Source organism: Nostoc sp. TCL26-01, assembly GCF_013393945.1.
Classification (GTDB): Bacteria; Cyanobacteriota; Cyanobacteriia; order Cyanobacteriales; family Nostocaceae; genus Trichormus.
The window spans coordinates 3,729,861-3,743,144 of sequence record NZ_CP040297.1; the positions used below are offsets into that span (position 1 = coordinate 3,729,861).

The window sequence follows — 13,284 nt, forward strand, 5'->3', positions numbered from 1 at the left end:
ACAATTTCAATACAGGTTACTGCATGACAATTGCTACTTCAACTAAACCTCAAATCAATTGGGTAAACACCCTATTTTTCGCAGGTCTACACATCGGCGCTCTCTTTGCCTTTGTTCCTGGCAACTCTAGCTGGGCGGCGGTTGGTGTGGCTTTATTGCTTTACTGGGTAACAGGTGGTTTGGGTATTACCCTGGGCTTTCACCGCCTTGTCACCCACCGCAGTTTCCAAACTCCCAAATGGTTAGAGTATTTCCTCGTACTTTGTGGGACTCTAGCCTGTCAAGGAGGGCCAATTGAGTGGGTCGGGACACATCGCATTCATCATTTACATTCTGATACTGAACCCGATCCCCACGATTCCAACAAAGGTTTCTGGTGGAGTCATATTGGTTGGCTGATTTATAAATGTCCTGCTCACGCTGATATTCCTCGTTTCACCAAAGATATTGCCGAAGACCCAGTCTATCAGTTTTTACAAAAATATTTCATTTTCATCCAGATTGCTCTGGGTGTATTGCTGTTATACCTGGGCGGTTGGTCTTTTGTGGTGTGGGGAATTTTTGTCCGCATTGTCTGGGTTTACCACTGCACTTGGTTAGTGAACAGTGCTACCCACAAATTCGGCTATCGTAGCTATGAGTCTGGTGATAAATCCACTAACTGCTGGTGGGTGGCTGTACTTGTATTTGGCGAAGGCTGGCACAATAACCACCATGCTTTTCAATATTCGGCTCGTCACGGGTTGGAATGGTGGGAAATTGATATGACTTGGATGACTATCCAGTTGTTACAGGTACTTGGTCTAGCAAATAACATCAAACTTGCAGACAAAAGGCAGTAATTAGTCTATTATGTGTCATTAGTTATTTGTCTCAAAAATGACTAATGACTTAATAATTTTTTCGCAACCAAATACCCCTTTGTTTGGTTCAAAAATAGCTGGTAAAAGTTATTTCCAGATGTCATAGGTAAGTTTGAGTTGCGCTCAGGCAAAAAGTTAATTGTTAAAGACTTTGCAGCAAGTTGCTTTTGTGGTGGCTTGGTAGAGGAGTTTGTTGTTCTTCAGGTTTTCATGACTACATCAATAATCAAAACTCAGGAAATAAATAATCAGCTTAGTAATTCCGAACTAAAGCTCAAAGATATTATCAAAACTTTGCCAAAGGAATGTTTTCAGCAGAATCGCCGCAAAGCTTGGACACAAGTGATCCTCAATGTTGTGATGGTAGGATTAGGCTACTATAGCTTGGCGATCGCTCCTTGGTTTCTCTTACCTATCGCCTGGATTTTTACAGGTACGGCCTTAACAGGTTTTTTTGTGATTGCTCATGATTGCGGTCATCGTTCATTTGCTAAACGTCGTTGGGTAAATGATTTGGTGGGGCATATATTTTTGCTGCCTTTAATATACCCTTTTCATAGTTGGCGGATTAAACATAATCACCATCACAAGCACACTAATAAGTTAGATGAGGATAATGCTTGGCATCCCATCAGACCAGAAGTATTTACTAGCTGGGATAAAACTTACCAGTCTGCTTTTGAATTGTTCATGCGTAAACGTCTGTGGTGGGTAGGTTCTATTGGACATTGGGCGGCGGTGCATTTTGATTGGCGGAACTTCAAAACTAAAGACCAAGCTGATGTGAAGCTATCTGTGGTTGTAGTATTAATATTTGCAGCGATCGCTTTTCCACTTTTAATTGCGACAACTGGTATTTGGGGTGTTGTCAAATTTTGGCTGATGCCTTGGCTGGTGTACCATTTCTGGATGAGTACTTTCACAATTGTTCACCACACAGCCGCAGATGTTCCTTTTGCCGAAGCAGACAAATGGAATGAAGCGATCGCCCAATTATCTGGTACTATCCATTGCGATTACCCACGTTGGATAGAATTCCTCTGCCACGATATTAGTGTCCACGTTCCCCATCACCTCTCAACGGCGATTCCTTCTTATAATTTGCGTCTAGCCTACAGTAGTATCAAGGAAAATTGGTCACCCTATCTTCATGATGAGTGTCGCTTTTCTTGGTCTTTGATGAAGCAAATTACAGATCAGTGTCATTTGTATCTAACTGATGTTGGTTATCAGACTTTTGACGAATACTATGCAAAACGATGAAGAAGAATTCAGAAGCCAGAATCCAGGATTCAGAATGAATAAGTGGGAATTCAGAAGAGCCACTCATTGTAGACCACCAAATAATTTAGTGAGGGCCTTAAACCCAATTATCCTCCAATCGGACTCCAATTCATGCTATTAGCGGTAGCGGGGCGTTTAGCCCATTCTGACTACTGACTCCTGAATTCTGTTAGATAATTGATATCCAGTTATTCATCGGCAACCAGATCCCCGAATTATCTAAAAATCCGGGGATCTAAAACTCTCAATTTTCACAAAATTTCAAAACTATTACATTACTAAATAACGATTGAGTAATATCAAATATTTTCTGATTAGCTGAATAAATTTTGCAGAAAAAATTAATATTAGTACCCTTTACCCTTTAAGATAAAAAAGTTACAATCCCATCTGGATGCTTTTGCATAAATCTTAGGAATTTAACTGTTTACTTTTTGAGGTATACAAAACTGATGTTTTTAACAATTACATCAGATTGTATATGCTTTGCAAAATGTTCTTTTACTACACACATTTTCAGGATACTTGAATAGCTTCTATGATCCAAACACAAGCCACAAGAGTAACTTTTACTAAAAACTATGGTTTTAGAAAAGAACTAAATAAAAGAGTTGATGCCTATTTTAAGTCGCAGAACATTGGTACTAGAGATAATCCAGCAATGTATCTCAAGACATTAATGATTTTTGCTTGGGTGATTTCTGCTTGGACTTTTGTTGTGTTCGGCCCACCAGAAATGTGGCTTAAAGCAATTGGTTGTGTCTTTCTAGGATGCGGTATTGCTGCGGTAGGGTTTAGCGTCGGACATGATGCAAATCATGGTGGTTATTCTAGTCGAGCGTGGGTAAACAGCGCACTAGGATTAACCTACGATGTAATTGGTGTGTCTAGCTATCTGTGGAGATATCGCCATAATTTTCTACACCATACTTTCACCAATATCTTGGGACATGATGTAGAAATACACGGTGATGACATAGTGCGGATGACTCCTTACGTAGGATATAAACCCCATCACTCATTTCAACACATCTTTATTTCCTTTCTCTACGCAGTAGTGCCAATGTATTGGGCTATTTCTGATATCAAAACCATGATGTTTAAGCGGAGATATCACAACCATCCCATCCCCACACCCAAAGCATTAGATATATTCACCCTCTTTGCTGGTAAGCTAATCTGGCTAAGTATTTTTATCGGTATACCCATCGCAGTTGGCTACACACCAGTACAAGCGATCGCAGGCTTCCTCATTACCTACATGACTTATGGCGTACTGATTTGCAACATCTTTATGTTGGCTCATGTGATGGAAGGTGTAGAATTTATTGAACCAGATCCTGATTCTTTACAAGTTGAGGATGAATGGGCAATATCCCAAATCAGAACAACTATTGATTTTGCTCCCAGAAATCACTTCCTCAATTGGTATTTAGGCGGACTTAACTATCAAGTTGTGCATCATTTATTCCCTCAAGTTTGCCACATTCATTACCCCAAAATTGCCCCCATTTTAGCCGAAGTTTGTGAAGAGTTTGGTGTTAAATACAGCGTTTACCCAACCTTTAGAGATGCCATCACCGCTAACTATAGCTGGCTAAAACGCATGGGAACTCCAGTTGAACAAAACTAGTTCCTGGCACTAAGAGTTTTTCCAGAAATAAATTATCTATCTTGTTGGGTGGGCATTTTGCCTACCCATTATATTAGTTAAAATTTGTACGTTGGATTAGAGAACATCTGCATTACAAGAAAGCTTTTTTGCGATCGCCCATCTTGGTCACAAGCATCTGCTGATTTTGGCATTATTTATATATGATAAGCGTAGGCGATCGCCTACGCACAAAATTACTTGCCGCCGTAGAAAAAGGCAATTTCTTTTTCTTTCAAAGGTGCGAAACCAGCTTCTGCTAATAATGTGTCAAGTTCTGGTTGGGGGATGTGTTTTGCACCAATGCGGACGATGCGCGATCGCATAGTATTTGATACACCACTACGCTGTCTATTTGCTTCCAGTGCCATGACTTTGGTATACAGTTCTAGCTTGGCGGTGGGAATGGGAGTGCCATCAAAGTCGATTCCTTTGGCGATCGCTTCATCAATAGCATCAGCACCGGTGGTTGAAGAATTTACCTGGTTAGTCTCAGTAGTCATGACAGTTTACTCTGAATTTTATAGGTATATTTTACCAACCAACAGAGCCTCGACTTTCAAGGAAGTCGAGGCTCTGAGTTGTTAACGATGAGAACGTTCCCTATTATCTATTTTTTAGGATGCTACTTGAGCAGTGGTTCTAGGCCGCCGTCTTCTGCCATCGGCAACTTTCACAGGTGGCTCATCGGGGGTTTGCATCAACAAAGTTACAGATGGCTGACATTGTAATTCTTTACGGATGGAGCGTTGCAATTCTCGCTCTAATGTGCCTTGCAAGCCACCCCAATCTATTTCTGGCTGTTCACCTTCGGAAGTGGCAAATTCTGACCAACGGAGGCTGAGAATTTCCTCAATGCGCTGTTTGACCCAATTTTGCAAGAGCGATCGCTCTACACTAGTCACCACACCCCGCAGGTGAATTTCTGGTTTAGCAAGTAATTTACCTTGCCAATCTAAGGCAGCAGCAATAGTCACAATTCCTTCTTCTGCCATGCGTTGCCGTTCTTGCAGGACTTTAGCACTCACCATGCCGGAACTGGTTGTATCTACCAGTTCAATCCCTGATGGCACTTTAGTAGCCACTCTAATCGAGTCTTCTGTCAATTCTATCACATCGCCATTCTGAATAATTACCATATTCTCGGCGGGTACACCCATTTTTTTGGCTGTTTCTGAGTGTTTCACCAACATCCGATGTTCACCGTGGACAGGGACAAAGAACTTGGGACGAGTTAAGGCAATCATCAATTTTTGGTCTTCTTGACAGCCATGTCCAGAAACGTGGATACCTTGCTCTCTTCCGTAGACGACTTTTGCACCTTGCTGCATCAATTTGTCGATGGTGTTGACGACAGCAATTGTGTTGCCGGGAATGGGGTTAGCGGAGAAAACCACTGTGTCGCCTTCCCGAATTTTAATGTGGGGGTGTTCTTGATTAGCAATTCGGGTCATGGCTGCCATTGTCTCGCCTTGAGAACCGGTGGTGAGAACTAGGACATTTTCATTAGGCAGACTGCGGACTGTGTGCAAGGGTTGCAGCAGATTATCTTCACATTTGATATAGCCAAGATTGCGCGCATGGGCAATCAAATTCAGCATCGAACGTCCGACAACTGTGACTACACGATTGTGCTTTTTCGCTAGTTGCAAAATCATGTTGATGCGATGGACGCTAGAGGCGAAGGTGGTGACAAATAGTCGGCCAGTGGCTTGACCAAATACTCGGTCAAGGTTGGGTAAAACTGAGGCTTCCGAGGGAGTAAATCCTGGTACTTCAGAGTTAGTGGAATCACTTAACAGACACAGTACACCTTTTTCACCGTGTTCGGCTAGGCGTTGCAGGTCAAATCTTTCACCATCGACGGGGGTATGGTCGAATTTAAAGTCCCCGGTATGAATGACGACACCCAAGGGTGTGTGAATGGCGACGGTGAAACTATCGGCGATGGAGTGGGTATTGCGGATGTATTCTACAAAGAATGATTTCCCAATGCGGACGACATCACGAGGTAGGACTGTTCTTAACTCTGTGCGATCGCGGACTCCGGCTTCTTCTAGTTTACCCTCTAGCATGGCCATTGCTAGCCTTGGCCCATGAATTACGGGAATTTCAAATTGTTTGAGGTGAAAAGCAATCCCGCCGATATGGTCTTCATGCCCGTGGGTGACAATCATACCTTTAATTTTGTGGCGATTTTCCCGGAGATAGGTCATATCTGGTAGGACGATATTGACTCCGTGCATCGCCTCTGTGGGAAAAGCCAATCCTGCATCTAATAAGATAATTTCATCATCATATTCAAAAACACAGGTGTTTTTACCAATTTCATGTAGCCCACCCAAGGGAATAATTTTCAGGGTGGAATCAGTGTAGTTTTTAGTCATTTTCTCCTGAGATCGTTGTTTGTCGTGTAAGTGTTAATAAAACTGGAAATTAGAATGCTTTTTCTTGTATGAATGACAACACTAGCTAGCTTTTTCCAAGTAGCCAAATTTTGATTAAATGGGGAATTTTGAGAGTAATCAATAAGAGCTTTTAGTTTGGATAATTCATGGTATGTGTACAAAGTTTTAGCAGTGACAATGATGCTGATGCTGATTAATTAGTTAAACGTTAAACAAAAATAAATACACTCATAAGGGTTGGCGATAGGACTAAGATTAATTTTGCTTAATTACTGATTAGGAGGGTGCAAGAAAACTTCTATCATTTATCAGCTTTTTTAGTTTTTTATACCAGACTAGCAATTACCCAATATTTTTAACAAACAGCAGTGAGCAACAGGCTTAAATAATGATTAATTAAATTAAATTGAGTTTTTGTAGTACTGCCGCTAATTTTTGACTGACTTCTGTGTCAGCTTCAGTTAATGGCAAACGAGTAGAACCCACTTCCCAACCTTGAAGTTTGAGTGCTTGTTTAATGGGAATAGGATTTGTCGTGAGAAATAAAGCTTTAAACAAGGGGAAGAGTCGAAGATGAATGTCACTAGCGACTGTCACTTGCCCGGCATTAAAAGCTTGAATCATCTGCTGTAGTTGGTTTCCTACCAGATGGGAAGCGACGCTAACTACTCCTTTGGCCCCAATCGCTAACAAGGGTAGGGTTAAAGAATCATCTCCAGCGTAAATCTGGAACTCTTGCGGTGTCAAGCGGCGGATTTCACTCCCTTGGTCAAGATTGCCACTTGCTTCTTTGATACCCACAATATTGTCGATTTCGGCTAACCTAACAACTGTCTCTGGACTGAGATTTTGACCAGTACGTCCAGGAACGTTGTACAACAATAACGGCAGTTCGGGACAGGCTTGAGCTATTGCCTGAAAGTGCTGGTAGAGACCAGATTGAGGCGGTTTGTTGTAGTAAGGTACTACTTGTAAAGTACCATGTACGCCTATTTTAGCTGCTTTTTGTGTGGCAGCGATCGCTTCTTTGGTGGAATTAGAACCACATCCTGCTATCACCTTAGCTTTGCCTGCAACTGCTTGCAAAACTTCCACAAACAACTGGTATTCTTCATCCCAACTCAGGGTAGGTGATTCACCAGTTGTTCCGCAAATTACTAATGTATCTGTACCGTTGTCTGCTAGATGTGCTGCTAGTTCTGCCGCTACACCATAATTGACGCTACCGTCTTGTTTAAACGGCGTAATCATAGCGGTTAAAACTCTGCCGAAATCTCCCACCCTTTTGTTACTCCTAATGACCTTGTTTAATTTTGTTTGTAGTAAAGCTTTACTTATGCAACATAAGCTTTTGCAGGTTGGAGTAAATTTTTTTCTACCAACAACTCGGCTATTTGTACAGCATTTAGGGCTGCACCTTTACGAATTTGGTCGCCACAAAGCCAAAGTTCTAAACCACAGGGGTGAGAAATATCTTGTCTAATTCTCCCCACTAAAACTTCATCTCGACCACTAGCTTCCATGGGCATGGGAAAGTAATTTTTTTCCCAATCTTCTAATAATTTTACTCCAGGGGCGTTACTTAAAATTTCTCTGGCTGCTTGTGCTGGGAATGGTTCAGCAAATTCTAGATTAATGGCTTCGGAATGAGCGCGTAGTACGGGAACCCGTACACAAGTTGCTGTAATTCTGATTTGTTCTGTACCAAAAATCTTGCGAGTTTCGTTGACCATTTTCAACTCTTCCTCACAATAACCTGATTCATGTAATGGGGAGTTGTGAGGAAATAAGTTAAACGCCAAGGGATAGGGTAAAACCTCGGCTACTGGCAACTGTCCCTCTAAGATAGCACTAGTTTGGGTTTTGACTTCTGCCATTGCTTTGGCTCCTGCACCACTGGCAGATTGGTATGTGGCTGCAACAATGCGTTGTACTGGTTTCACTTGATGTAGTGGCCAGACTGCTAATGTCAGCAAAATTGTGGTGCAGTTGGGGTTGGCAATGATGCCTTTGTGGTTGGCTGCGGCTTCGGGGTTGACCTCTGGGACAATCAGGGGTACGTCGGCTTGCATCCGAAAGGCGCTGGAGTTATCGATGACTACTGCACCTTTGGCGACGGCTGTGGCTGCCCAAGCTTTCGATGTGGAACCACCTGCACTGGCTAACACTATATCAATATTTTCTAAAGCGCGATCGCTCACTGCCTCGACTACTAAATTTTCGCCTTTAAAGGGTAGCGATCGCCCTACACTTTTTGCTGATGCCAATAACTTTAAATCCGCTATGGGAAAATTCCGGCTCTCCAGCAATTCCAGCAACTCTGTACCGACAGCACCAGTTGCTCCCAATATAGCTACTCGATAAGAATTAGACAAACTAGCTTTCTCCTTTCATGGTTTTTTTGGTAAATATCTTACAGTTTTATAATTTATTCATATCTATCTAACTGCATAACAATGACTAAGCAAGCATTAATAATTTTCCTGGGAATGAGACAGGAACTAGCAGAATTTGAGCTTGGCAGTTACGCCATCTGCTGAGGACATGAGAATTTTTGCTGGATTTTCTTGGCTTCACATAAGTTTTAGCTAATGGTAGTGATTTAACTTTGTTGTACTGAAGAAATTCTTTTGACTACAAGTAATATTAATTTTTTCGGTTATTGATGCGGTTATTTACAGAATTTAAATTAATGCTAAATCTTATAACAATTTTGGCAAATTTACCGTTTAATTAAAAATTTAAATACATTATACAACAATTCTGCTATGTGCTTAAGAATATGCAGTGTACTCTATTTTTGTCATTTCCCAGTTCTATTTGACTGAAAAACCAAAGCAAAAAGTTTTTTCTCCCACCCTGATACCCGTTAGCCAACTAGAATACACAACAAAGACATGAACAGCTTTTTCCTGGAATACCCAGTTACCATTGCTGATTTTCCGGCTAGAAGGTAGAAAATACTTGACTTTCTCGCTCCATCACCCCTATTTTCAAGCTAGGCTCAACAACATAACATGAAAAAATCAATCGTTCAGCCGTGAACACCAGAATATCACGGTGGTAGTTCTCGAAACTGAAAGTCTGAAAAATATTCATACTGACACCTTCAGTAAAGTTATAGCGCGAAAGTGTCCAGTCCTTCTACTTTAGACAGTAAACTGGATATCTACAATGAAGCCAGGAAATCTGCCTGACAGGCACTTCCCATTCTCACCAAGAGACATCAACGCCCAGAAGCGGTCTATCGCCTCTCGTATGTACTTGGAGTCACAAACACCAAAAAATAGAGACAAAGCATGAAAGTTACCCAGGAAAAACTTCCCGCCAGTCAAATTGGGCTGGAAATAGAGATTACACCAGAAATTACCCAGAAAACTTACGAAAAGGTAATTAAAAATTTAGCCAATACCGTGAATATTCCTGGGTTTCGTAGAGGCAAAGTACCCAGACAAGTATTGGTACAGCGATTAGGCACAACTCACATCAAAGCCGCAGCCTTAGAAGAATTAATTCAAGATGGGATTGAGCAAGCAGTTAAACAAGAATCCATCTCCGCCATTGGTCAACCAAAACTGCGTTCCTCTTTTGATGATTTGATTAGTAATTATGAACCAGGGAAACCCCTGACTTTTGCAGCTGCTGTGGATGTGGAACCAGAAGTTAATCTGGTGCAGTACACAGGGTTGCAAGCAAAGGCAGAGGAAATCACCTACGACTCAGCGCGGGTTGAGGAAGTTTTAGAAAAAGAACGTCAGGAACTAGCAACATTAATTCCTGTAGAAGGACGTGCAGCGCAAATTGGCGATGTGGCTGTAGTCGATTTTCAAGGTGTCATTGCTAAAGCTGAGGATGACGACCCAGCAGCAGAACCAGAACCCATTCCTGGGGGTGAGGCTAGTGACTTTCAAGTAGAATTACAGGAAGATAAGTTTATTCCTGGTTTTGTGACGGGAATGGTGGGGATGAATCCTGGGGAAACCAGAGAAGTGCCAGCCCAATTTCCAGATCCCTACGTGAATGAAGCATTAGCTGGCAAAGCAGCGATTTTCACGATTACGCTCAAAGAAATCAAAGAAAAAGAACTGCCGGAACTAAATGATGACTTCGCCCAAGAGGTGAGTGATTTTGATACCCTAGAAGAACTGCGTGGGTCTTTAGTAGAGCGTTATCAGAAAGAAGCGGCAGAAAAAACTAAAGGCAATCAGCAAGAAGCATTGCTGGCAGAATTGCTCAAACACATAGAGGTAGATTTACCTGAAACCCTGATTGAGCGAGAAGTAGACTCGATGCTGACCCAAACAGCCATGCGACTAGCCCAACAGGGTTTAGATGTGAAGAAATTATTTACCCAAGACATTATCCCTCAATTACGTGAGCGATCGCGTACAGAAGCAATTGAGCGTCTGAAAAAGTCTCTCGCCTTACAAGAAGTGGGTAAACGTGAGTCGATAGAAGTCACTCCAGGCGAAATCCAAGCTAAGGTGCAAGAACTGCTGGAGCAATACCCCGATGAGGATATTGACACAGATAGATTGCAATCAGTGGTAGAGAACGAACTTTTGACCGAAAAAATTATCGATTGGCTCCTGGCCAACTCTACCGTAGAACTTGTACCTGAAGGCTCATTAAATAGCCAAGAATCAGAGACAACTACACCAGAGACTGAGGCAGAAAGTTCGGAAACTGTCACAGAATCAACAACAGACGCTTAAATTATCCCCCAAACGGAAATTTATGGGTTATAAATGCTGAGTTATGAGTATGAAAAATTATTACTCATACTCAGTTATTCACAACGGGACAAACGTTGCCAACAACGTCTGTAACATAGGAAATTGACAGATTAACAATGGTGTGATGCCCGGCGTAGCTAATCGCCCTTGCCTGATGCAGGGTCAAACGACAAGAATATAGATGAGGCATAATGGTTAACACACAGGTAAATACAAAATCCCATTTATTCACTTCCCGGCAGTCATAGCTGCCACAATCTCTGTCCCACCTAATTTCTAATTGTTCTCCTATGCTTGTATCCCAGTCGGCAAATTACCCCATCAGCAGCATCAGTCAGTTTGGTATGTCTTCCCATCTCAACGGCATCAGCAACATCGTGCCGATGGTTGTAGAACAATCGGGAATGGGAGAAAGGGCTTTCGACATCTACTCCCGCCTGCTACGGGAGAGAATCATCTTTTTAGGAACTCCCGTAGATGATGCTGTCGCCAACACGATTGTGGCTCAGTTGTTGTTTCTGGATGCGGAAGACTCAGAAAAAGACATCCAACTGTATATCAACTCCCCTGGTGGTTCTGTCTACGCAGGTATGGCAATCTATGATACAATGCAGCAGATTCGTCCCGATGTTGTTACCATATGTTTTGGATTGGCAGCTAGCATGGGGGCATTCTTATTAACTGCTGGAACTCCAGGTAAACGTATGTCTCTGCCTGACTCCCGAATTATGATTCACCAACCCCTGGGTGGCGCACAAGGTCAAGCTATTGACATAGAAATCCAAGCGAGGGAAATTCTTTACATTAAGGCTCAGTTGAATCAGTTATTAGCAAATCACACTGGTCAACCCTTAGAAAGAATTGAAGCAGATACTGACCGCGACTTCTTTATGTCGGCAGAAGAGGCAAAAAATTACGGTTTAATCGATCAAGTCATCTCCAGACAAAATCTTCCCACAGCAGGGGAAAACGTCACCATCGTGAAATAAGAGGCTGGTATGTCTAAGTACGACTCCCATTTAAAATGTTCTTTCTGTGGCAAGTCTCAGGAGCAAGTGCGGAAATTAATCGCAGGGCCGGGAGTCTACATCTGCGATGAATGTGTAGACTTGTGTAATGAAATCTTAGATGAGGAGTTGCTAGATACTAGTGGTGCGACGACACAACCAACCCCCAAATCAGAACCACCTCAGAAACGCCGCACCCGTTCTGCCAATCTCTCTCTGACTCAAATTCCCAAGCCCAGAGAGATTAAAAAATACCTAGATGAACACGTGATTGGGCAAGATGAAGCCAAAAAAGTCTTGTCAGTAGCAGTTTACAATCACTATAAGCGGTTGGCACTGTTGCAAACCAAAGGCAATGGTAAGAATGGGGCAGAAGATGCGGTAGAACTGCAAAAATCTAACATTTTGTTAATCGGCCCTACTGGTTGCGGCAAAACTCTCCTAGCTCAAACCCTAGCGAAAATTCTCGATGTCCCCTTTGCTGTCGCTGATGCCACAACCCTGACAGAAGCCGGGTATGTAGGGGAAGATGTAGAGAATATCTTACTACGATTATTGCAAGTGGCTGATTTGGACGTAGAAGAAGCCCAGCGAGGTATCATCTATATCGACGAAATTGATAAAATTGCCCGCAAGAGTGAAAACCCTTCTATTACTAGAGATGTATCCGGTGAAGGTGTCCAGCAAGCTCTATTAAAAATGCTAGAAGGGACGATCGCCAATGTACCACCCCAAGGCGGACGGAAACATCCCTACCAAGACTGCATCCAAATAGATACCAGCAACATTCTGTTTATTTGTGGTGGGGCTTTTGTCGGGCTAGAAAAAGTCGTAGAGCAGAGGGGCGGTAAAAAGTCAATAGGTTTTGTCCAACCTGGGGATAACCAATCGAAAGAAAAACGAGCAGCAGATGTACTCCGCCATCTAGAACCAGATGATTTAGTCAAATTTGGCATGATTCCCGAATTTATCGGGCGTGTGCCAATGGTAGCTGTAGTTGATCCTCTAGATGAAGAAGCCTTGATGGCAATTCTGACTCAGCCCCGCAGCGCCCTAGTGAAGCAGTACCAAAAACTGCTGAAGATGGATAATGTCCAATTAGATTTTAAACAAGATGCGCTCAAAGCGATCGCTCAAGAAGCCTACCGTCGCAAAACAGGAGCCAGAGCATTACGTGGTATCGTCGAAGAACTGATGTTAGATGTTATGTATGAGCTACCATCCCGTAAAGATGTCACACGTTGCACAGTTACTAGGGAAATGGTAGAGAAGCGTTCTACAGCAGAATTGCTAGTACATCCGTCTTCATTACCTAAACCAGAATCGGCTTAGTAG

General features: G+C 42.5%; 11 protein-coding genes. 6 read left to right on the forward strand and 5 right to left on the reverse strand.

Annotation, left to right across the window (positions count from 1 at the left end):
• The first annotated feature begins 23 nt into the window (after positions 1-23).
• The 3 genes from FD725_RS16095 to FD725_RS16105 all read left to right on the forward strand — a co-directional run bounded on the left by FD725_RS16095 (position 24) and on the right by FD725_RS16105 (position 3,780).
• On the forward strand, positions 24-842 hold the full coding sequence (locus tag FD725_RS16095; protein WP_179049060.1) for an acyl-CoA desaturase: 819 nt from the start codon (positions 24-26) through the stop codon (positions 840-842).
• Positions 843-1,073: 231 nt separating this feature from the next.
• On the forward strand, positions 1,074-2,126 hold the full coding sequence (locus FD725_RS16100; protein WP_179049061.1) for a fatty acid desaturase: 1,053 nt from the start codon (positions 1,074-1,076) through the stop codon (positions 2,124-2,126).
• A 559-nt stretch (positions 2,127-2,685) separates the two neighbouring features.
• Complete coding sequence (locus tag FD725_RS16105) at positions 2,686-3,780, forward strand: acyl-CoA desaturase (protein ID WP_179049062.1); 1,095 nt, start codon at positions 2,686-2,688, stop codon at positions 3,778-3,780.
• Positions 3,781-3,995: 215 nt separating this feature from the next.
• On the opposite strand, the gene FD725_RS16110 is transcribed toward FD725_RS16105, so the two are convergent.
• From FD725_RS16110 to FD725_RS16130, 5 genes are all read right to left on the reverse strand, one after another.
• Positions 3,996-4,301, reverse strand: a complete 306-nt coding sequence (locus tag FD725_RS16110) for a DUF4090 family protein (RefSeq protein WP_179049063.1) — start codon at positions 4,299-4,301, stop codon at positions 3,996-3,998.
• Positions 4,302-4,415: 114 nt separating this feature from the next.
• Positions 4,416-6,185: a ribonuclease J gene (locus tag FD725_RS16115; protein WP_179049064.1), complete on the reverse strand. Its 1,770-nt coding sequence runs from the start codon at positions 6,183-6,185 to the stop codon at positions 4,416-4,418.
• 417 nt (positions 6,186-6,602) lie between these two features.
• Positions 6,603-7,487: a 4-hydroxy-tetrahydrodipicolinate synthase gene (dapA, locus tag FD725_RS16120; protein WP_179049065.1), complete on the reverse strand. Its 885-nt coding sequence runs from the start codon at positions 7,485-7,487 to the stop codon at positions 6,603-6,605.
• Between the two features lie 53 nt (positions 7,488-7,540).
• Entirely contained in the window at positions 7,541-8,581 is a 1,041-nt protein-coding gene (locus tag FD725_RS16125) for an aspartate-semialdehyde dehydrogenase (protein WP_179049066.1), read from the reverse strand.
• Positions 8,582-9,152: 571 nt separating this feature from the next.
• Complete coding sequence (locus FD725_RS16130) at positions 9,153-9,305, reverse strand: hypothetical protein (RefSeq protein WP_179049067.1); 153 nt, start codon at positions 9,303-9,305, stop codon at positions 9,153-9,155.
• A gap of 200 nt (positions 9,306-9,505) precedes the next feature.
• On the opposite strand from FD725_RS16130, the gene tig reads away from it, so the two are divergent.
• The 3 genes from tig to clpX all read left to right on the forward strand — a co-directional run bounded on the left by tig (position 9,506) and on the right by clpX (position 13,281).
• A complete protein-coding gene (tig, locus tag FD725_RS16135; RefSeq protein WP_179049068.1) occupies positions 9,506-10,921 on the forward strand; it encodes a trigger factor in 1,416 nt (471 codons plus the stop codon).
• A gap of 311 nt (positions 10,922-11,232) precedes the next feature.
• On the forward strand, positions 11,233-11,931 hold the full coding sequence (gene clpP / locus FD725_RS16140) for an ATP-dependent Clp endopeptidase proteolytic subunit ClpP (protein ID WP_179049069.1): 699 nt from the start codon (positions 11,233-11,235) through the stop codon (positions 11,929-11,931).
• A gap of 9 nt (positions 11,932-11,940) precedes the next feature.
• On the forward strand, positions 11,941-13,281 hold the full coding sequence (gene clpX / locus FD725_RS16145) for an ATP-dependent protease ATP-binding subunit ClpX (protein WP_179049070.1): 1,341 nt from the start codon (positions 11,941-11,943) through the stop codon (positions 13,279-13,281).
• Positions 13,282-13,284 lie beyond the last annotated feature (3 nt).